Source organism: Pseudomonas sp. AM8 (genome assembly GCF_036346475.1).
Taxonomy (GTDB): domain Bacteria; phylum Pseudomonadota; class Gammaproteobacteria; order Pseudomonadales; family Pseudomonadaceae; genus Aquipseudomonas; species Aquipseudomonas marginalis.
In genome coordinates this window covers 506,787-526,809 of the sequence record NZ_JAOTNX010000001.1, presented here as the reverse complement: position 1 = coordinate 526,809, position 20,023 = coordinate 506,787, and the positions used below count along the sequence as shown (strand labels likewise).

Sequence of the window (20,023 nt, the reverse complement as noted above, 5' to 3'; positions counted from 1 at the left end):
ATTCGGCATAAATCTCCAGGAGAGAACTCATGAAGTCAGCAGAAGCGGCCAAAGAAGCATCTCGCTTGCTGGGTAGTCAGGTGGAAATGGCGCGCCTGCTGAAGGTCACTGCACCCACCGTTAATCAATGGTGCTCCGGCGAGCGACCTGTTCCCGCAAAGCGTGCGATTCAAATCGAAGCATTGACCGGTGGCGCCGTAAATCGCGCCGATCTTTGCCCATCTTTTCCATGGGGGCAGATCATTTCTGCGGCCGGCGAGACTGCGGAGCAGACCGCCGCCTGACATCCCCGCTCAGCATTCCATTGACCAAATGATCGCCTTAGCACTGCAAAGGCGCCACGGAAACAAATTTGAGGTTTTACGAATGGAAGATTTCTTGAGGGCTTGCCACACCACCATCAAGGAAAGTGGGGCAGAAGAACTCGCCGGGAAGATGTGCCTGGCGCACGTGAGCCTGCTGCAGCGCTCGAACCCGGACAACTCGGCCCACCACCTCACCATTGAGCATCTATTCGGGGTTCTGCTGCACACCGGCGATATGCGCCCGCTGATGGCTCTTGCTGACAAGTTTGGCTTCGAGTTGCTCGCCCGTGAGAAGCCTGCAGCCAAGCCACTGATGGTCGCTCTCGGCCACCTTTCCGCCGAATGCGGGGATGTAGGCCGATTGATCTTCGATGCGGCCGCCGACAACCACATCAGCCAGCACGAAAAAGCGCAGGGCGAGAAGGCTATTCAGGAAGCGATCGATGCGCTGCATGTGCTACGCGAATCGCTCAAGGCCGCCTGAATCGCAGGCATAAAAAAACCGCCTGGCAGGGCGGTCCTTTCAACAGCAATAAAACTTGTGGGGCCATTATGAACACCAATACCGCTCCAGGCAATACCCCCCATGTCGCGACACTTTTTCGGCATGAACAAAACGTGTCGCGACACACGATGTCCTCACGAGAAATCGCCGAACTGACCGGCAGCACGCACGACAACGTGCTGAAAACCGTTCGGGCCTTGGTTGCCAAGGGTGTCGTTTCTTCAAACGACACCCCCTATATCCACCCGCAGAACGGTCAAGTCTATCGGGAGTTCCTGCTTTCCCAGCGCGACACCCTGGTAGTGGTTTCCGGTTACAGCGTCGAACTGCGCGCCCGGATCATAGACCGGTGGCAGGAGTTGGAGGCAAGGGCGGAACAGTTCCAGATTCCAGCCACCTATGCCGAAGCTCTGCAAGCGGCAGCCGACCAGGCCAAGGAAAACCAAACCCTTCGCTTGGTGATCCTGGATCAAGAGCCGAAGGTTTCCGCCATCAAGCGCCTGGCGGCCGCCGGCGGGGCGATCTGTATCAGTGATGCTGCCAAACAACTTCAGGTTCCACCCTCAAAGCTTTTTCAGTGGCTGGAGAAAAACCGGTGGATCTTTCACCGCGGCGGCTCCAAGCGCTGGACCGCCTATCAGCCGCGCATTACCTCCGGCTATCTGGTTCACAAGGTCACCGCGCTGAAGAGCGACCCGGAGACCGGCGGGGACCGTGCTGCCTTCCAACCTCTCGTTACGCCGAAAGGCCTGGCCTACCTGGCCGAAAAGAATATCGGAGCCTCGCTGTGAGTGTTCAAGCAATGTCCTGGGCGCTCTCTCTGCCCACCGAAACCCTGAAAGACTCGAGCGCGCGTCACGTGCTGCTGTGCCTGGCCAACTACGCCGGTTCGAACGGTACAGGTGCCTTTCCGTCCGCCTCTACCCTGGCCCAGGACACAGGTCTTTCCGAGCGCACTGTCCGTTACAAGCTCGACGACCTGGAACAGTCCGGGCTGATCAAGAAAGGCAACCAAGCGATCGCCGCGGTTCACATTGATCGCCATGACCGCCGCCCAGTCGTTTATGACCTTCAAATATTGCGGGGTGCAAATACTGCACCCCGTACAAAACGGGGTGCAGATTACGCAACGGGGTGCAACCCACAACAGAACGGGGTGCAGTCTGGAACAGAACGGGGTGCAGCAGCTGCACCCAATCCATCACTTAACCATCAAGGAACCGAAGAGCAGCAGCAGCGCGAGATTGACGAGTTGATCGCTGAGCAAGAACGCCAGGCTCTGGAGCCCCAGGATGATCGCCAGCGCTTCGCCATGTTCGCCGAATTCGTGCCGCCTGAAGACGCGCTGCAAACTCAACTGAAAATCGCCGGGATGCCAGCTGACGCCCTGACCGCTGAACTTCTTTCCGGGTTCAAGGGTTTCTTCGTCGCAAAAACATCCGTTGTCGATACGGCCGCCGGTTGGTGTTTCAAGCTGGTCGGCTGGATCAAACGAGAGCGAGCCCTGGCTGCCGGCACAACGACCAACGAGGAAGGCTCAGCCGGTGATGACTGGGCTGCGAAAGGAGTGCGCCTGTGAACCGATCAAACAAGCCTGTCGCCGTAGGTGAGCTGGTTGCTCGCCGCCGATCTGATCCAACCTATCGGGGCCCCGAGCAATCGCCGGACGTCGTCCTTGTTGACCATGCAACGCGCGCAGTGATCGATGATCTGTTCATGCGACTGCGTGGCGCGTGCGGCGCCTGGCGCCAGTCCTGGCCGTCCGAAGCTGTTATGAACGCCTCGAAGCTTGAGTGGCTGGGCGAGTTCATGCGCTCCGGCATTACCCGGATGGAGCAGATCGACCACGGCATGCGCGTCGTGAGTGCAAGCAAGTCTGCTTTCGTGCCTGCCCCTGGTGTCTTCGTCAGCTGGTGCTTCGCTCCTGAGGGCTTAGGATTGCCGAGCATTGAGTCCGCTTACTCCCAAGCCCTTCGAAACTGCCACCCAGCCATGCGCGGCTGCGAAAAGTGGTATCACCCAGCTGTTTACCACGCCACGGCTGCAGCGGGATTCCACAGTCTGTCGATGCTGTCTCGTGAGCTTGGGATGGCGAGCTTCGAGAAGCACTACCTGAACCAGTGCCGGCGTATCTGGCAGGGCGAGAAGTTGAGCCCGGTACCGCTGGCAGAGATTGCCCTGGAGCCGAAGATAACGCCCGAGGTGGGCAAAAAGGCCTTGGCCGAACTCCGTGCGCAGCGCGCTGGAGGTTCTCGATGAGCAAGCTCACGAATGCCGCACGCGATCGTGACTGCCAGGTTCGGTTTCCGGGCTGCACCTGCGAACCCTCCACCACGGTCCTGGCGCACTACCGGCTGGCTGGCACCTGCGGCATGGGCATGAAGCCCAACGACTTCCAGGCCGCTTGGGCATGCGGTTACTGCCACGACATCGCCGACGGGCGCCTGCGCGCACCCGGTGAGCTGACCAAGTACGAGATCCGTTTGTTCCTGGCCGAGGGCGTCATGCGCACCCAGGACATCCTCATTCGCGAAGGGAAGGTGAAACTTTGAAGCCGTTCAGCCCGAAGGTCTTCATCGCCAAGCCAGTACGCGCCAAGTCCATCGACCGTGAGGGCCTGGAGCAGGCCGCCTTGATCAAAGAGATCACCCTACGCTATCCGGCGGCGGCCAAGCTGATCTACCACGTCCCGAACGGTGGGCACCGGCACAAGCTGGTGGCGATGAAGCTGAAAGAGCAGGGCGTGAAGGCCGGTGTTCCAGACCTGGTGCTACCCATGGCTCGCGGTGGTTACTTCGGGCTTTACATCGAATTCAAGGCGACCGCGCCGCATGACGCCGCGGTATCCCCGGCCCAGGACGCATACCTGCAGGCGCTGACCGATCAGGGTTACCTCGCCATCGTCTGCCGAGGGCACTTCGACGCAATTGAGGCGATCCGGGCCTACCTACTTCAACCACAAACGAGGGCGGCCGCATGAGCCATAACTTTAAGCCGGGCGACCTGGCAATGATCGTCGGCGCTTACACCCTGTCGGAGAACATTGGCAAAGTTTGCGAGCTGGTTGAGCTCCTTGCTCCTGAGCAAATCAGCGCGTGGACAGATCCAATCGAAGGGTTTCGTGTTCAAAACGGTGATGACGGCAACGCCTGGCTGGTAGTGGGTGATGGTCTCGTATCTTGGTGCGGGGCCAGGTCCTGGGTGATGGCCGATCCCATTCATTTGATGCCTCTGCGCGGAGAGTTCACTCCTGAACAGCATAAGTCGCAGGAGGTGATCGCGTGACTACTGCTGCCGTGAAGATCACCGACGCCGAAATCAAGCGCCAGGCCGCCGGTACCGAGCGTGACCTGCGCGACACAGAAAATCGAGGCTTGTACCTGCGGTTTAACAAGGCCCGAGACCGTGCCTCGTGGTACCTGGTCACCAAGGGTGAATGGAATCTGATCGGCAAGTACCCTGACCTAACCGCCAAGCAGGTAGTCGCCGCGCTCCCGGCTATCCGCCTGCGCCTGGAAGCAGGAGAGGGCAGCAGTTTGTCGAAGTGGGGAACGGTCGGTGAGCTGCTGGCCTGGTACGCCGAGCGCATGGCCCGTGACCGCAACCTGTCGAGCAAACGCAAGAAGACCGGCGCTTCGGCGATCAAGTGCCACTTGATGCCGCGCCTGGCCGATCTGCCGTTGACAAGCGTCGACAAGGCCGCGCTCGACAGCCAATTGATGTGGCCGCTGCAGGAGGCGCTTTCCATCGACTACGTGCGACTGGTGTTCCAGTTGCTGGCCCTGGCATTCCGTCAGGCGTTCAAACTAGGCCTGATCGCCTCCAATCCAATGGCCGGCATCAAGTTCAGCGACTTCTCCAAGGCCAAGGTTGGGATCAAGCCTTCTCGGCTGCGCGGCGTCCAGTTGCCTGAACTGCTCGAGCAGTTTCTGACTGTGGTCATGTTCTATCCCACGTCGGGCATGCTGGCCTTGATGATGCTCTGCCATGGCACCCGCATCGGGGAAACACGCCAGGCCCGCTGGTCCCACATCAGCATTGCAGAGCGCGAGTGGTTCATTCCTGCCGAGAACACCAAGACCGGCGTCGAGCATCACCTGCCATTGACCGACCAGGTTCGCAAACTGTTGATCCGGTACCGCGAAGTCCAGCAGGCCAGAGGCTACGAAGGTCAGTTCCTGTTCCCGTCCCGTACTGGTACTGCCTTGAGTGAAGGGCAGTCCAGTGCCGTATTCGCCAAGCTTGGAGGCGGGGAGTGGACCAGTCACGACCTGCGCAAGGTTGCCAGGACTGGCTGGGCAGATATCGGCATCGACCACCTGATTGGTGAGCTGCTGATCAACCACGCCATGGGCCACAACGTGAAGGTGTACATCCAATCGGACGTGATGGCTCGCAAGCGTGAAGCCCTTGAGAAGTGGCACGCGCATCTAGACCAGCGTGGGTTTGCCCTGATTCACCAGTTGACCGGCGTTAGATTCGGAGATTCCGGTAATCCTCTGGAAGCCACGGAAGACAAGGGCTGCAAGGCCATTCAAGAAACAACCATAGGCGAGGTTTAAAAATGATGAAAAAGCAGCATGGCCCCGCCTTCCGCCGGGAATTGAAGTTCATCGTTGAGTGCAGCGTCTGCCGAGGCACCGGCATTTACACAGGCGTCTTTCATCAAATGACCTGCGAGAACTGCCACGCCTCGGGCTGGGTGTGCGGCAGAACCCTTGCCAGGTTGCCCCTCATCGATGTCGTGCAGGTTCTCAACGCCAGGCTAAAGGAGGTGCAGCAGCAGTTTGCAGTCGCTCAGCGCGCTTTGGCTGTTATGGGCGTCGATGCAGGCCCCGCTCGGCAATACAACGAGAACAACCGCCGTGGCCCAGGTGCCACCAACTTCACAGGGGATTGAGCATGGGCATCCAATTTACAGAAGATCAGGCTCGAGTTACCGATCAAGAAGCGGTGGTGGTTGGACTGTTGGCAGAGGCCTGGAATGAGTTTCTGAAGTTGCCCATAGAGCATCCAATGGAGCAGCGCGAGTTCTGCACGGCGATTCATTCGTGCCAAGACAAGATATTGGCTCGCGGTGGTCGTCGCGTCATCAATACACAAGCAGGGGATTGAATCATGGCCTTCACACCGACATTCAAAGAACGCACAGCCGAGGATCTGCTCGAGCATTGGGGCCGCTGGGTTGTCCTGGGCTCCGGTGTGTCCTGCTGCGCCTCTCGCGAGAACACCGTGCTGTCGCCGATGATCACCGACGACGACGCGCTGCTGATCGATGGGTTGATGGGCCGACTGCTCAAGCGGTACCCAGAATGCGGCCAGGTGCTGATGAAGTACTACACCAGTCGCGACACTTCGCTGATGGAGGTCGGCAAGAAAATGAAGTTCGGCGAAGAGAAGACTCGCGGGCTCTGGAAGGCGGGTATCGCCTGGATCGATGGGGCATTAGATATTCGTCGTCAGGCTGCTTGACAGCCCCGGTCCCTGCATATAGATTTCTCGTTACTTTGCGGTTTTTCCGCGAGCAAAGCCCGACCCTGAGTTGGGCTTTTTGCTTTCTGTAATGCAGATGAATGCGCGGATTGCTGATGCGCAGCAAGGCAGAATGAGAAAGCGCGATGACCCCGGCCACCAGATGCCACGGGGGCCGCAAGCCGGGGATCAGCACCGGCCATCTGCACCAATTACGAGCCTCGGCATTTGCCGGGGCTTTTTCGTTTTCGGCTCCACCACACCCGTTGCTATGGCCGGGAGTGCTGATGGGGCCGGATTTATCAATCTCCCCGAGAGGGAGGAAATCCGGATGCCACCCATGCCAGACAAGCCAGACACGTGGGCCCAGATCTGGCTGGCCCTCTCGAACCCGCTATGGCAGGGCGCAATCATGGCCGTCACGATTACTCTTCTTCGGGTGTTGTACGAAGCGAAAGAGCCAAACAAGTGGCGGATCATCTTGGAGGCGCTGATTTGTGGTGCTCTCAGCCTGTCGGCCAGCAGCATTATTGAGTGGATGACCTGGCCGCCGAGCCTTTCAGTAGCGGCCGGTGGGGCAATTGGCTTCATCGGCGTGACTGCGATCAGGGACATGATCATTCGCTTCCTGGGCAAGAAGGTGGACTCGGCATGAAGGCGATCGCTGCGGCAATCATCATCGCGCTGGTGGGCCTTCTGTTGGTTGGCATTCAACAGCTGCGGGTCGAGGATCTTCGCGAAGAGAAGCTCGTCGAGACCCAGGCAAAGGACGAGGCCATCAAGGCCAACACCGAGAGCCAGGCCACCATCACCACCCTGCGCGCTGAAGCAAAGCGCAATGCCGAATATCAGGCCGACCTGGCAAAGCGCCTTAAGGCCAGCCAGGACAAGGCGAAAAAGGCGGAGAAGAACTTTGAAGACCTCAAGCGCAACAGCAAGCCTGTTCGTGATTGGGCTGCTCAGCCTTTGCCTGACGGCCTGCGCGGCAAAGCCGGTGGTAGTGACAAAGACCCAGGCCGTAAGGCTGGAAGCCCCTGAACTGATCCCGTGCGAACGCATTGATGAGGATACCGCCGACCTTCGCCTGAATGGCGATGTGTGGGAGCTGAAGGACAGGGCAATCAACTTGCTCGACACGTGCGCCGACCAGGTAGACGCCCAGATCAAGCGCAGCCAGAGCAAGTAGTCAGCCACGGTGACCTCAGATGCTTCAGATCGACGCTCGAACAAACATCGAAGAGCTTTCGAAGGCGTTGCGCACGGTTGGTGAAAAGCAGTTGCCCTTCGCCTTTGCGTTGATGGCTACGCGCCTGGCCGTGCTCGTAAAGAAGGGGGAGTTGTCGGTATTGAAGGCCCGCATTGATAGGCCTACTACAACGACCCTGAATAGTCTTTACGTGAAACCAGCCAAGCCGGGTAAGCCAGAAGCCCGAACGTTCTTCAAGGACGCGTGGACATCAGGCGTTCCGGCTGACACCTACCTGCAGCAAGCAGTGAAGGGTGGACGTCGACCTCATAAGCGGTTCGAGAAAGCACTGATCGCAAAGGGGATCATGAAGCCTGGGCAGTACGCACTTCCAGCAGCATCAGCACTCAATCAGTTCGGCAACGTTCCCCGCGGCACGATCATGAAGATACTGTCGGGCCTTGGTGCGGCCGAGACTGTTAGTGGTGTGCAGGCCAACGCTACGGGCAGCAAACGCAGTAAGCGTAAGGGTAATGCCCAGAAGTATTTCGCCGGCGAAGTCGACGGCACCCAAGGTGTTTGGGAGCGGAAGAAGACGGCGTGGGGTGATGCGGTTCGGCCGGTGTTCATCTTCAGTGATGGGGAGCCTGGCTACCGAGTCATCCTCCCGTTCTACAAGATCGCCGACAACATCGTGAAAGCGAACAGGGTTCGTGAGTTCCAAAGCGCAATGGACACGGCACTGGCGACGAAACGATAGGAGTTCTTGAATGGACGGCGGTGGGCGCCCCTGGATGGTGCACCCACCCCCCCCTTTGGGTCCTTCCCCGGCCCCCAGCCCCATGCGGGTAATTCGGGCCCCGCGCGCCAAATATGTATGACCTTTTTCCCACGGTTGGTTGTTGTTTAATCATGGCCAAAAACGAAACAACCAAACAGCGCGGGTGGTTGAACAAATCCGAGATGGCTTCGAGCCTCGGGATTTCCCCGCAAGCCTTTGACAAATGGGGAGTTGCGCCTGTCGCCCGCATCGGTCGAGAGGCGTTCTATACCGTGCAGAACGTGGTGGAAAACCGCGTTGAACATGCGCAGCGGAAACAACAACCGACGGGGGATGGAACCGAAGGTCTCGATCCGCTGATTGAGTACAAGCTGCTCGAAGAGCGCCGCGGCCTCACCGCCGCTCAGCGCATCGCCCAGGAGAAGAAGAACCTGGTGCTCGACAAGCAGCTCGTACCTGTTCCATTCGCCACATTTGCCCTGGCAAAAATCGCCGCTCAGATCGGCTCGAAACTGGACACCGTCGGCAAGACCGTCACTCGACGCCACCCGGAGGTTGACCCTCGCATCATCGAGTCGGTCGAGCGGGAGATTGCGCTTGCTCGAAATATTGCCGCCAGCTTTGGCGAGCAACTTCCGGAATTATTAGATGAGTACGCTGAGTCCGTGGCTGAATGATCTGCGCAAGTCGATCAAGCTAGGACTACAGGCGCTCTACAAAGAACCACCGCAAACCGCCGTAGAGTGGGCGGACAAGAATTTCTACATGTCGGCTGAGTCCTCCTACAACGAGGGCAAGTGGACGACCGAGCCGTTCCAGGTTGCGATCCTGAACAGCATGGGCAATGACCTGATCAACGTCGTCAACTTCATCAAGTCGGCGCGGATCGGTTACACCAAGTTGTTGATGGCGAACATCGGTTACAAGATTCAGCACAAGCGCCGCAACGTGATGATGTGGAGCCCGACTGACCCGGACGCTGAGGACATCAGCAAGAGCCACGTCAACGGCATGATCCGCGACGTACCTGTAGTGGGCGACCTGGCCCCGTGGTTCGGCCGCAAGCACAGCGACAACACACTCGACCAAAAGATATTCGCCAACCGACGCACGCTCTGGATCCGCGGCGGCAAGGCTTCGCGCAACTACCGCGAGAAGTCAGCCGACGAGGTGATCTACGACGAGCTGTCCAACTTCGACGAGAGCGTCGAAGGTGAGGGCTCGCCAATCACTTTGGGTGATAAGCGTCTCAACGGTGCGATCTACCCTAAGTCGATTCGTGGCTCAACGCCTAAGCGTGTCGGCTCCTGCCAGATCACCAAGGCGGTCGAGGAGTCGCCATACCTGCTGAAGTTTCATATCGACTGCCCGCACTGCCACCAAGAGCAGACGCTCAAGTGGGGCGGCAAGGATTGCGAATTCGGCCTGAAGTGGGAAAAGAACGCACTCGGCGAGGCGGAAAAAGCTTGGTACTTGTGCGAGCACGCAGCCTGCGTGATCTGGCACAACGAGATGGTCGAGGCGTCGAAGACCGGTCGCTGGATCTGCGAGCATACCGGCATCTGGACCCGTGACGGGATGGACTGGTTTGGGGTTGACGGCGAAATTATGCGCACCCCGCGCTCCGTCAGCTTCAGCATCTGGGCGATTTACAGCACCTGGAGTACCTGGCTCAGCCTGGCGGAAGAGTGGCTGAAGGTGAAAGGCGATGTCTCAAAGCTGATCACCTTCATGAACACCACGCGCGGCGAAACTTGGGACGACGACCAGGGCGAGAAGCTCGACTCCGAAGTTCTGTACGGGCGCCGCGAAGTCTATCCGCAGGTTCCGGCCCTTGGGCTTGTTCTTGTTGGTGGCATCGATACCCAGGACGACCGTTTCGAGGGGCGTGTCTGGGCGTTCGGCCCAGGCGAGGAGGCATGGCTGGTCCATCGTTTCATTCTGATGGGCGATCCGGCCAGCGAAGAACTTCGCCGCAAGGTGGGGCTTGAGCTGCACAGGCAGTTCACTCGTGTGGACGGTACCGTGATGAAGGTTGAGCGCTGGACGTGGGATGCCGGCGGCCACTATGCGGACGAGGTGTACGCCGAAAGCCGTAAGCACGGCGTGCATTGGGTAGTGCCAATTCGTGGCGCGACCATCTACGGCAAGCCGATCGCGAACTTCCCGCGCACGAAGAACAAGGTGCACAAGGTATTCCTCACCGAGGTTGGTACCGACAACGCCAAAGAGTTGCTCTACAGCCGCATGGGTTTGCCGGTCGATACAGCTGCCTCTCAGGCTGGCGTGTCTCAGCCCGGGGTGGTTCACCTGCCGGCCAATGACGTGATCTGCGACGAGTCGGAGGTCAAGCAGCTCACCTCTGAAAAGAAAAAAGCAGCCATATCCAAAGGCAAGCGCGTGATGCGCTGGGACAGCGGTGGCCGCCGAAACGAGGCCCTCGACTGCTTCGTGTACGCGCTCGCCGCCCTGCGCATCTGCCAGCAACGGTTTGGGCTTGATCTTGATCTTCTGGTTTCTGCCGTCACTGGCGGCAATGAACCCGACACGGAAGAGCGGCCTAGGAAGAAATCCACATTCTGGTAGCGAGACTTATGGCTTTCACAATCGAGCAGTACCAGGCCTTGCAGGCGGCCATCGCCGAAGGCGCGCTGTCCGTCCGCTACGCCGACAAAAGCGTTACCTACCGGTCACTCGACGAGATGATCCGGATCCTCAAGCTGATGGCAACCGAGCTGGGGCTGAATGCATGTAACGACGGCGGTCGCCGTTATACCTCGTTTTCGAAAGGATACTGCCCATGAGCATGCTCGACAGCCTGTTTCCTGGGTACGCCGCCAAGCGATCAGATGCGCGCCTTAAAAAGCTCCGCACTGAAATGACCATGGACGTGATCAAGCGTCGCTTTGAGGGTGCGGCGGGCGGGCGGAGGAATGATGGATGGCGTACCAGCGGCACAGACGCCAACGCCGAGAATGCGCCGGCGTTGGCCAATCTCCGTAACCGCGCGCGGGACCAGCGCAGGAACAACCCTTTTGCCGAGCGTGCCATCACCGGTATTGCCGATAACGTGGTCGGGGCGGGGATAGTTCCGCTGCCGTTGGCCAAGCGTGATCGAGACGGCGTGAAGCTGATGGACCTTTGGCAGGCGTGGGCAGAGACGACCGCCTGCGATGCTGATGGGCTGGAGGATTTCTACGGCCTGCAGCACATGATCATGGAGGCGGTCGCAGAAAGTGGCGAGTGCTTAATTCGCCGCAGGCGCCGGTTCAGCTCCGATGGTCTGCCGGTTCCGGTCCAGCTTCAGGTACTTGAGGCCGATTTTCTCGACGAGTCGAAGGCCGCCATAGTTGGGCTCAACCGCATTATTCAAGGGATCGAGTTCGACGCACTTGGTAAGCGAGTCGCCTATTGGTTGTTTGATGAACACCCAGGAGCAAACGTTGCTTGGGGTTCGCTCCAATCTCGTCGAGTTCCCGCGGAAGACGTGATTCATGTGTTCTTCCGGAAGAGACCGGGGCAGGCCCGAGGCTACACCTGGCTGGCGCCGGTGATTCAGCGCATGCGCAACTTTGATGAAATGGAAGATGCGGTGATGGAGCAGGCAAAGATAGCGGCCTGCTTCGCTGGATTCATAACCAAAGACCCAGACAACAGCCCTCATGGCACCACGAAACGCCCGCCACTGATTGACCGCATGGAGCCTGGAATGCTTCAGGAACTGTCGACTGGGGAGGAGGTGAGTTTCGGTACACCGCCGACTTTCAACGGCTATGCGCCTTATTCATTGCAGGCCCTTCACGCAATTGCTGTGGGTCTCGGCGTTCCCTACGAGCTGCTCACCGGCGACCTCAAAGGAGTCAACTTTTCCAGCGGTCGTATGGGGTGGTTGAACTTCGCTCGCCGCGTAGACGTTTGGCAGTGGCGCATGCTGATCCCGCAGTTGTGTGATCAGGTTTGGCGATGGTTCATGGAGGCGCAGGTGCTGCTCCCTGGCGGAGTCATGGATGACGTCAAGGCTTACTGGGTTCCACCACGCCGAGACATGGTTGATCCAAAATCAGAAACGGAAAACGTGATCACCCGCGTGCGTAACGGCCTCACCACTTGGCCTGACGCGCTGCGCGAGCTAGGTATCACCGACCCCAAGCGGCACGCCGAACAAATCAAAAAAGCAAACGACATGATCGACAAGTACGGGTTGGTGCTGGACTGCGACCCGCGCCGAGTAGCGGCCGCAGGTTCGCCGAGTCAGCCACCATCAAACGAAGAGAAACCAGACGATGCCAACTCCGAATCAGGTGATGACACGAAAGACACATGAGACGCCGATGCTCAGCCTGCGTGCTGCCGTGCGGCCTGGCTCGGTCGATATTGACGCGCGAACCGTCGAACTGACCTGGACTACTGGCGCCAAAGGGCGGCGCTGGTCTTGGGATGTCGGCAGCTACATGGAAGAGCTTGATGTCAGCGAGGGGGCGGTCCGCCTTGATCGGCTCAACAACGGCGCGCCACTGCTCGACACCCACAACCAGTACCAGCTGAGTGCGGTACTCGCCGTGGTAGAGCGAGCCTGGCTCGATGGTGGCGAAGGTCATGCTCTGGTCAGGTTCAGCAAGCGTGAGGACGCTGACGTGGTCTTCAAGGACGTTGTTGACGGCATCCTTCGAAACATCAGCGTCGGCTATGCGGTGCACCGGTACGAAGTCGTGGAGGAGGAAGACGACAAGCTCCCCACTTACCGCGCTGTCGATTGGGAGCCTTTGGAACTATCTCTCGTCCCGATCGGTTTCGATGACGGCGCAAAAGTGCGCAGCGCCAAAACCCCGGCCGAGTACGAAGGCCAACGATTCCAAACAATTTTTGAAGTTCGGTCGGCAGTTGAGCCGATCGTAGAACCGGCCGCCGTGCCTATTATCCAAGAGGAAGTTGCAATGACCGAAGAAGAGAAGCGCGCGGCCGACGAGAAGCTTCGCCGTGAATCGGCTGAAGAAGAGCGTAAGCGCAGCCTGACGATTCGCACCATGGCCCGCAAGGTTGGCCTCAATGACGAAACCGTCGTCGAGGACTTGATCGCCCGTGGGGTTTCCGTGAGCGATGCAAGCGCTGCGCTGATCGATGCTGTGGCCGAGCGCCAGAACAAAGATCAGCCAAACACCCGCAACAGCCAGCCAACTATCGTAAGCGGTTTGGATCAGGCTGTTCTGACGGCAAAGCGCGACGCTATGCAAAATGCCCTGCTCAATCGTTGCAACCCGACGATCGCCTTGATCGAGGGTGCGCGTGAGTTCCGCGGTATGCGTTTGCTCGATCTGGCGCGTGAATGTGTGGAGACTGTCGGCGGCAATGCTCGCGGCATGCTTCCTCAAGAAGTAGCACGGGCGGCTCTCGGCTGCGATCGCACTGCAATGCGTGCCGCCGGCATGCATACCACCAGCGATTTCCCGATCTTGCTCGGTGGTGGCGTGACGCGAACCCTCCGAGATGCTTACGCCCAGGCCCCGCAAACCTGGCGCCCGCTCGGTCAGATGACCACCGTTCCGGATTTCCGCGCTACTACTCGCGCAGCTCTGGGTGACATCTCAGCACTGGAAGAGGTTAAGGAGCACGGCGAGTACAAGTACGGCAAGCTCGAGGAGGACGGCGCTCCGATCCGCGTCGCGAAGTTCGGCAAAATTATTGCCATTACCTGGGAAGCTGTAATCAACGATGATCTGGGGGCACTTACCCGGATTCCCCGCGCCTACGGCTTGGCGGCTGCCGAAACGGAATCCAACGTGGTTTGGAATCTGATCCTCAGCAACCCGAACTTTACCGATGGCAAGGCCATCTACGTCGCTGACCACGGCAACCTTGCCGCCAGTGGTGGTGCGATCAACACGACCACCTTGGGCGCGGCGCGCGCAGCGATGCGCAAGCAGAAATCCAAGGCTGGCGCATTTCTGAACGTTGAGCCGCGCTATCTGGTTGTTGGTCCAGACAAAGAGTTGGAAGCGTTCCAGTTCACCAGCTCCAATTACGTGCCAGCGAAGAACGCCGACATCAACGATGTCCGTAACACTTCGCTGATTGTTATTGTCGATGGCCGGATCACCGGCAATCAGTGGTTCTTGTTCACCGAGGCCGGTCTGATCGATACGTTCGAGTATGCCTACCTGGAAGGCGAGCCTGGCGTTTTCACCGAAACCCGTGAAGGTTTCGAAGTCGACGGTATGGAAGTCAAAGCTCGACTGGTCTTCGGTGCTGCCTGGATTGACTGGCGGGGCACCTACAAGAATCCGGGAGCGTAAGCCCGCTGTTCTATCCAACCCCAAAGGGCGTCAAGTGGCGCCCTTTTCGTTTTCCAGTTTCTGTCTCTAAAGGGGACCATGCATGAAGACTTATATCCAACCAGGCGATTGCTTGCCTGTTCTGGCACCTGCTGGCGGGACCGTCTCGGGCGAGCTCTACAAGGTGGGCGCGATCATCGGTGTTGCGGCTACCACGGAAGTCGCCGGCGCGCCGGTCGTACTCAAGACCACTGGCGTGTTCGATTTGACAAAAATCAGCGCGCAGGCATGGGCTGTTGGTGACCTGGTGTTCATGAACACCACCAGCCGCGCGCTGACCAACGTGTCCGCTACTGGTCTCGTACTGGTCGGCCTGGCTACCGAAGTGGAGGTCAACCCATCCGCGACTGGCGCCTGCCGCCTCAACGGCGTATCCGCGCCGGCGGCGGTGGCGTAAATGGGCTGGGCCTCAATGGCCCAGCGCATGCTCGGCGTTTCGATCCGCGCCTTCAGTGAGCCGCCAGCAGCGCTTGATCCATTGGGCGCTGTGTACTGGCTGACCGATGGTGTTGCGCCTGGTGTGCCGCTGGCGCAGGCGGTGTTCGATAGTGCCCACGTTACCGTCGATCCTGAGACGGGCGCGCCGGTGTCTTCTAACAACCCCACCCTCGGGGTTCGAGTGATTGACTTGCCGAACGAGCCTACGAACCGGGATCGCGCCCAGGCGCGTGGCGTTTTGTACAAGATCCACGACGTGCAAGCCGACGGAGTGGCGGGCGTAACTTTGTTCCTTCGCAAGGTTTGAATATGGCTCACCCACGAGAACTGATCCGCAAACAGGCCGTTGCGGTGCTGCTGGGTGCCACTAATGCGGGGGCCAGTGTCTATGCCAGCCGCGTGGCCCCGCTCATTTCCAACGGATGGCAGAGCGAGTTACCGGCGATCATCGTTTTCACCATGGACGAATCGGCAGAGATATTTAACCAGGCGCCCAGGGAATACAGGCGCAGGGTAGAGCTGGTGGTTGAAATTCACGCCGAAGGAAACGATGCGCTGGATGACACTCTCGACACCCTGGCTCGCCAGGTAGAGCGCCTCTTGCTCATGGACGACACGCTCGGCGATACGGTGAATGACCTGCAGTACGTGCGCTCGCGCATGGTTCTGCTGGACCAGTCGGAGCACCTGACGGGCGCGTGCCGCCTCATCTTCGACGCTGAATATTTTGATCGTCACCCCGACGACCTGTTCAACCAAAGCCTGCCAGACCTGAAGTCGGTTAAGACTGAATACAGCCTGGGCAACGCGCAGCCGAATCCGGCTGATCGCGCAAAAACCATCATCGAGGACCTGAATCCATGACCACGCGCGTGCTCGTGAAACCGGCCGAGGGCCGCCTGGTGCGTCACCCCGACACCTATGAGCAGATCAAGCCAGAAGGCTTGCCTGTTGAACTCAACAGTTACTGGATCCGCAAGGAAAAGGCCGGTGACGTCGTCATCAAAGAGGCTGTAGTACCGGCCGAAACCAAGGGTGAAAAACAATGACCATCGGAATGGATACGATTCCTGGTGCCGGCGCGCTTCGCAAGCCTGGTGTCTACAGCGAGATCGACAACAGCAAGGCGGTGCGTGGCCCTCAGCCGGTCAGCTACCGTCGCCTGCTGATTGGTCAGAAGCTGGCCGCCGGCGCTGCCGCTGCCAACACCCTGATCCGCATCACCAGCCCGGCCCAGGCAGATGTTCAGTTCGGGAAGGGTTCGATGCTGGCTGGCATGGTTCGCGCGGCGATGGCGATCGATACCTATACCGAGCTGCAAGTGATGCCGGTTGTTGATAATCCAGCAGGCGTAGCAGCAGCCGCCACGCTGGCGTTCACCGGCCCCGCCACAGCATCCGGCACCATTGAGCTGATGATCGCCGGGCGCCGCGTTTCTGTCGGCGTGATCAGTGCCGACACCGCAACCGTCATCGCGGCATCTGTGGTCGCGGCAATCACGGCCGCAGATGACATGCCAGTAACGGCCACCGCCGCGACAGGCACCGTTACGCTGACCAGCCGCCACAAAGGCGAGGCCGGCAACAGCTTGAACGCCCGTGTGAACTACTACACCGGCCAGGTACTGCCTTCCGGGGTCGCGGTCACCATCAGCGCTTTCACCGGCGGCTCTGGAAACCCAGAACTGGGTTCGGCGCTGGCGGCTCTGGGTGATGAGTGGTTCCAAGTATGGGGGCTGGCATATACCGACGCAGCCACCCTGGCGACGGTGAAGACTGAACTGAACAGCCGCTTTGCCTGGGATCGTGAAATCGAGGCCCACGCCTTCACAGCGGCCCGCGGCACTCAAGGCTCCCTTGGAACCCTTGGCGACAGCCACAACAGTCAGCACCTGGTCATCATGATGGCCAACGACGAGCCGATGCCGACGTACGAGAAGGCCGCGGAGACCATGGCCATTGCGGCCCTGTACGCCGCCATCGATCCGGCCCGGCCAATCCAGAATCTTCAGTACGCATGGTGCCTGGCGCCTGCAACGGCGGACAAGTTCACCAACCAGGAACGGAACCTGTTGTTGTTCGACGGTATCGCGACCAGCAAGGTCAATAACGACGGCACCATGGTCGTTGAGCGCCTGATCACCACCTACAAAACCAACACCGCCGGCGGCACTGACATCAGCTACCTGGACAGCGAAACGCTGTTCACCCTGATGTACATCCGCCACGACTGGCGCGACTACATTCTGCGCAAGTACCCGCGGCACAAGCTTGCCAACGATGGCACGCGCTACGGCGTCGGGCAGCCAGTGGTAACACCGGTGGTGATGAAGGCCGAGGCGGTCTCGAAGTTCCGTGAGTGGGAGCGTCTGGGGCTGGTGGAGAACATGGAAGACTTCAAGGCCAACCTGATCGCCGAGCGTAACGAGAGCGACCCAAATCGCCTGGATCTGCTGATCCCGCCTGACCTGGTCAACCAGCTGCGAATCGTCGCCAACAAAATTCAGTTCCGCCTGTAACGGCGATTGCCAGGAGAAAGAACATGGCAGGAAAAAACCGTATTGGCGGACTCATCGCCTTAAAGGTCAACGGCGACATTTACTTCGCCAAGGGCGCTTTCACTTACAACCTCGGCAAGCCCAAGCGCGAAGGCGTGGTGGGCTCCGACGTTGTCCACGGCTACAAGGAAACCCCTCAGATTCCATTTATTGAGGGTGAGATCACTGATCGCAACGAGCTGAGTCTCGAAGACCTGGTCACGCTCGATGACGCAACCATCACGCTGGAACTCGCCAACGGCAAGGTCATCACCCTGAGTGAGGCCTGGTACGCAGGCGAGGGCACCGGCAACACCGAAGAAGGCAACATCGCTTGCCGCTTCGAAGGCATCTCTGCCGAGGAAATCTCGTAATGGCAAAGGAAAAGACGATTCAACTCGCCGAGCAAATCACGTTCGGCAAGGACACGTTCACTGAGCTGACCGTGACCCGCAAGCTGAAATACCTGCGCGGCCATGCGTTGCGTATCACCTCGGATGGCAAGGGCAACGGCGGCGCGGACATGGACTTCGCCACCCTGATTGACCTCGGGGCCAAGATGGTTGGCCATCCTCCTGCGTTGCTCGACGAGCTGAGCGAGGACGATCAAGCCGCCGTCATCGGCGAGGCCCGGGATTTTTTGCTGAAGCACCTCGGGGGTGGGAAGGAGGCGTAACCGTCGTCGTCAAAGTTATGAGTGTTCAGCCGTCGGAAGTCATGGAAATGGATTTCGACGAGCTGAATTGGTGGCTTGAGCGCACCGAGGAGTGGGTTGGATGGCAGACAAAGGATACTCCCTAAACGTCATCATCGCCGCCGTGGACAAGATCACCGCGCCGTTGCGTGGGATATTCGGCAAGGTCAAAGCGGCGAGCGCTGGCATTGCAGGTGCGCTTGATCGTACCGGCCTGCCGATTTTCGCGAACAGCCTGAAGAACGTAGGCGGTGCGATCGGCGGCGTGGGTAGTGCGGTTGCTTCAAGCACCCGGAAGCTGCTGGGGCTCGGGGCCACGCTGGGAATCACAGGCGCAGCGCTGAACATGTTTTTCCAGGGTTTCGCTGATGCAACCGGCGCAATTGGTGATACTGCCGAGCGTACCGGCATCAGCCGCGAGCGATTCCAGGAGCTCAGCTTCGCTGCGAAGCTCAGCGGATCGTCAGCGGAAACACTGGGCGGTGCGCTGCAGAAGATGCAAATCAACATCGGCGCAGCAACGGCGGGCTCGAAAGAGCTTTCGCAAATGTTCAAAGGCCTGGGCATCAATATCAAGGATTCGTCCGGCAAGCTGAAAAGCTCAGATGCTTTGTTCGACACCTTCGTTGATCGAATCTCGAAGATCAAAGACCCGTCCCTACAAGCGCAGGCGGCGGTGAAGATCTTCGGCAAGAGCGCTACAGAGCTTTTGCCGTTGATTCGCGGTGGTAGTGCGGGACTCAAGGAAATGTCAGACGAGGCGCGCCGCCTCGGCGTCGTCATTTCTGACAGCGCGGTTCGTGAAGGCGAGGATTTCGGAGATACGCTTGACACTATCCATGCGGCACTCGGCGGTGTCAGCAATAGCATCGGTAGCTCCCTGGTACCGCAGTTGAATATGCTGGGCAAGCGGTTGATTGAGACGATCGTCAAGTACCGCCCACAAATTGAAGCATTCGCCACGGCGTTCGCCGAAAACCTGCCTGGGAACATCGAACGAGTCACTGGCTTTCTTGGTGACCTGTACGACGGTGTTCAGCCGGTGATCGAGATATTCGGCTCGCTTTCCGACACATTCGGCACGGCGAACCTGATATTCACGGCGCTCGGGTTGTACATCGGCGGTGGCTTCCTGATGGCGGTGCTGAACCTGGCGCTGGCCCTGAAGGGGCTCGGGTTGGCTATCACTCTCACGCCGGTCGGCTGGTTCCTGGCGGCGATCGTGGCCATCGGCGCTGCGGCCTACGTCATCTACAAGAACTGGGACAACATCGTCGGGTTCTTCGAAGAGAAATGGGCGGGCGTCAAGGCGGCCTTCAGTGACGGAATAATCAACGGTATCTGGAAGCTATGGAAGGAATACAACCCCATCACTTTGATGATGGAAGGCTTCAACGGCCTGATCAAGTACCTGACGGGCTGGGACCTGGGCGCAATCCTCGGCAGCAAGATCACCGAGGCTGTTGCCGCCATCAAGAACGGATTGCCCGACTGGGCTAAGAAGTTGCTTGGCATTGATGGTGCCGGGGTCAGTGGTGGTGCTGAAGGCGGATCGCCCTCTGCATCCACAGGCGGTGCAGATACCGACCTTGGTCGGCGCGCTGCGCAGATCGGCCGGGACGCTGTTCAGCAGATGGCCCCGCCTGAGCAAGCAGTAAGGGTGCAGGTCGACCTGAACAACGTCCCAGCAGGGTCCAAGGTGAAAACCGAGGGCAGCCAGGGAGCGACATTCGATACCGACATCGGTTACTCGATGATGGCCCCGTAACCGGAGTTC

General features: G+C 59.2%; 29 protein-coding genes. All 29 read left to right on the top strand.

What is annotated here, in order from left to right; genetic code table 11:
- Positions 1-29 precede the first annotated feature (29 nt).
- The 29 genes from V3W40_RS02620 (at position 30) to V3W40_RS02480 (ending at position 20,014) form a co-directional block, all read left to right on the top strand.
- The gene (locus V3W40_RS02620; RefSeq protein WP_330214381.1) at positions 30-284 is read left to right on the top strand and encodes a transcriptional regulator; all 255 of its coding nucleotides are present in this window, start codon (positions 30-32) and stop codon (positions 282-284) included.
- Positions 285-366: 82 nt separating this feature from the next.
- A complete protein-coding gene (locus tag V3W40_RS02615) occupies positions 367-789 on the top strand; it encodes a phage regulatory CII family protein (protein WP_330214380.1) in 423 nt (140 codons plus the stop codon).
- 68 nt (positions 790-857) lie between these two features.
- Positions 858-1,601, top strand: coding sequence for a phage antirepressor KilAC domain-containing protein (locus V3W40_RS02610; RefSeq protein ID WP_122711696.1), 744 nt, complete (start codon positions 858-860; stop codon positions 1,599-1,601).
- 11 nt (positions 1,602-1,612) lie between these two features.
- Positions 1,613-2,389 carry a helix-turn-helix domain-containing protein gene (locus V3W40_RS02605; RefSeq protein ID WP_330214550.1) on the top strand — a complete coding sequence of 259 codons (777 nt, stop codon included), beginning with the start codon at positions 1,613-1,615 and terminating at the stop codon, positions 2,387-2,389.
- Positions 2,386-3,069, top strand: a complete 684-nt coding sequence (locus V3W40_RS02600; protein ID WP_330214379.1) for a replication protein P — start codon at positions 2,386-2,388, stop codon at positions 3,067-3,069. The genes V3W40_RS02605 and V3W40_RS02600 overlap by 4 nt, the downstream gene beginning before the upstream one ends.
- Positions 3,066-3,362, top strand: coding sequence for a DUF1364 domain-containing protein (locus V3W40_RS02595; protein ID WP_330214378.1), 297 nt, complete (start codon positions 3,066-3,068; stop codon positions 3,360-3,362). The genes V3W40_RS02600 and V3W40_RS02595 overlap by 4 nt, the downstream gene beginning before the upstream one ends.
- Positions 3,359-3,790: a VRR-NUC domain-containing protein gene (locus V3W40_RS02590; RefSeq protein ID WP_330214377.1), complete on the top strand. Its 432-nt coding sequence runs from the start codon at positions 3,359-3,361 to the stop codon at positions 3,788-3,790. Before V3W40_RS02595 ends, V3W40_RS02590 begins: the two co-directional genes overlap by 4 nt.
- The gene (locus V3W40_RS02585) at positions 3,787-4,095 is read left to right on the top strand and encodes a hypothetical protein (protein ID WP_330214376.1); all 309 of its coding nucleotides are present in this window, start codon (positions 3,787-3,789) and stop codon (positions 4,093-4,095) included. Before V3W40_RS02590 ends, V3W40_RS02585 begins: the two co-directional genes overlap by 4 nt.
- Positions 4,092-5,372: a tyrosine-type recombinase/integrase gene (locus V3W40_RS02580; protein ID WP_330214375.1), complete on the top strand. Its 1,281-nt coding sequence runs from the start codon at positions 4,092-4,094 to the stop codon at positions 5,370-5,372. Before V3W40_RS02585 ends, V3W40_RS02580 begins: the two co-directional genes overlap by 4 nt.
- Positions 5,373-5,377: 5 nt before the next feature.
- On the top strand, positions 5,378-5,710 hold the full coding sequence (locus tag V3W40_RS02575) for a hypothetical protein (RefSeq protein WP_330214374.1): 333 nt from the start codon (positions 5,378-5,380) through the stop codon (positions 5,708-5,710).
- Between the two features lie 2 nt (positions 5,711-5,712).
- Positions 5,713-5,925 (top strand): hypothetical protein, encoded by a 213-nt coding sequence (locus V3W40_RS02570; protein ID WP_330214373.1) that lies wholly within the window; start codon positions 5,713-5,715, stop codon positions 5,923-5,925.
- Positions 5,926-5,928: 3 nt separating this feature from the next.
- Positions 5,929-6,282 (top strand): antiterminator Q family protein, encoded by a 354-nt coding sequence (locus tag V3W40_RS02565; RefSeq protein ID WP_046068885.1) that lies wholly within the window; start codon positions 5,929-5,931, stop codon positions 6,280-6,282.
- A gap of 331 nt (positions 6,283-6,613) precedes the next feature.
- Complete coding sequence (locus tag V3W40_RS02560; RefSeq protein ID WP_033901767.1) at positions 6,614-6,937, top strand: phage holin, lambda family; 324 nt, start codon at positions 6,614-6,616, stop codon at positions 6,935-6,937.
- On the top strand, positions 6,934-7,320 hold the full coding sequence (locus V3W40_RS02555; RefSeq protein ID WP_330214372.1) for a hypothetical protein: 387 nt from the start codon (positions 6,934-6,936) through the stop codon (positions 7,318-7,320). The genes V3W40_RS02560 and V3W40_RS02555 overlap by 4 nt, the downstream gene beginning before the upstream one ends.
- Positions 7,283-7,468: a hypothetical protein gene (locus V3W40_RS02550; RefSeq protein ID WP_330214554.1), complete on the top strand. Its 186-nt coding sequence runs from the start codon at positions 7,283-7,285 to the stop codon at positions 7,466-7,468. Before V3W40_RS02555 ends, V3W40_RS02550 begins: the two co-directional genes overlap by 38 nt.
- Positions 7,469-7,487: 19 nt before the next feature.
- The gene (locus V3W40_RS02545) at positions 7,488-8,228 is read left to right on the top strand and encodes a hypothetical protein (protein WP_213553095.1); all 741 of its coding nucleotides are present in this window, start codon (positions 7,488-7,490) and stop codon (positions 8,226-8,228) included.
- 152 nt (positions 8,229-8,380) lie between these two features.
- The gene (locus tag V3W40_RS02540; protein WP_065890650.1) at positions 8,381-8,926 is read left to right on the top strand and encodes a terminase small subunit; all 546 of its coding nucleotides are present in this window, start codon (positions 8,381-8,383) and stop codon (positions 8,924-8,926) included.
- The gene (locus tag V3W40_RS02535; RefSeq protein WP_330214371.1) at positions 8,898-10,835 is read left to right on the top strand and encodes a phage terminase large subunit family protein; all 1,938 of its coding nucleotides are present in this window, start codon (positions 8,898-8,900) and stop codon (positions 10,833-10,835) included. Before V3W40_RS02540 ends, V3W40_RS02535 begins: the two co-directional genes overlap by 29 nt.
- Positions 10,836-10,843: 8 nt before the next feature.
- A complete protein-coding gene (locus tag V3W40_RS02530) occupies positions 10,844-11,053 on the top strand; it encodes a phage head-tail joining protein (protein WP_065890652.1) in 210 nt (69 codons plus the stop codon).
- Positions 11,050-12,573 carry a phage portal protein gene (locus V3W40_RS02525; RefSeq protein ID WP_330214370.1) on the top strand — a complete coding sequence of 508 codons (1,524 nt, stop codon included), beginning with the start codon at positions 11,050-11,052 and terminating at the stop codon, positions 12,571-12,573. Before V3W40_RS02530 ends, V3W40_RS02525 begins: the two co-directional genes overlap by 4 nt.
- A 7-nt stretch (positions 12,574-12,580) precedes the next feature.
- Complete coding sequence (locus V3W40_RS02520) at positions 12,581-14,539, top strand: prohead protease/major capsid protein fusion protein (protein WP_330214369.1); 1,959 nt, start codon at positions 12,581-12,583, stop codon at positions 14,537-14,539.
- 82 nt (positions 14,540-14,621) lie between these two features.
- The gene (locus tag V3W40_RS02515; RefSeq protein ID WP_330214368.1) at positions 14,622-14,975 is read left to right on the top strand and encodes a DUF2190 family protein; all 354 of its coding nucleotides are present in this window, start codon (positions 14,622-14,624) and stop codon (positions 14,973-14,975) included.
- On the top strand, positions 14,976-15,323 hold the full coding sequence (locus V3W40_RS02510) for a head-tail joining protein (protein WP_330214367.1): 348 nt from the start codon (positions 14,976-14,978) through the stop codon (positions 15,321-15,323).
- A 2-nt stretch (positions 15,324-15,325) separates the two neighbouring features.
- On the top strand, positions 15,326-15,880 hold the full coding sequence (locus tag V3W40_RS02505) for a hypothetical protein (protein ID WP_330214366.1): 555 nt from the start codon (positions 15,326-15,328) through the stop codon (positions 15,878-15,880).
- The gene (locus V3W40_RS02500) at positions 15,877-16,065 is read left to right on the top strand and encodes a DUF2635 domain-containing protein (protein WP_025858885.1); all 189 of its coding nucleotides are present in this window, start codon (positions 15,877-15,879) and stop codon (positions 16,063-16,065) included. The genes V3W40_RS02505 and V3W40_RS02500 overlap by 4 nt, the downstream gene beginning before the upstream one ends.
- A gap of 8 nt (positions 16,066-16,073) precedes the next feature.
- Positions 16,074-17,534, top strand: coding sequence for a phage tail sheath subtilisin-like domain-containing protein (locus tag V3W40_RS02495; RefSeq protein ID WP_213553105.1), 1,461 nt, complete (start codon positions 16,074-16,076; stop codon positions 17,532-17,534).
- Positions 17,535-17,557: 23 nt separating this feature from the next.
- A complete protein-coding gene (locus V3W40_RS02490) occupies positions 17,558-17,926 on the top strand; it encodes a phage tail tube protein (protein ID WP_033901755.1) in 369 nt (122 codons plus the stop codon).
- The gene (locus V3W40_RS02485) at positions 17,926-18,228 is read left to right on the top strand and encodes a hypothetical protein (RefSeq protein WP_025858882.1); all 303 of its coding nucleotides are present in this window, start codon (positions 17,926-17,928) and stop codon (positions 18,226-18,228) included. The genes V3W40_RS02490 and V3W40_RS02485 overlap by 1 nt, the downstream gene beginning before the upstream one ends.
- Before the next feature lie 100 nt (positions 18,229-18,328).
- Positions 18,329-20,014: a hypothetical protein gene (locus V3W40_RS02480; RefSeq protein WP_330214365.1), complete on the top strand. Its 1,686-nt coding sequence runs from the start codon at positions 18,329-18,331 to the stop codon at positions 20,012-20,014.
- Positions 20,015-20,023 lie beyond the last annotated feature (9 nt).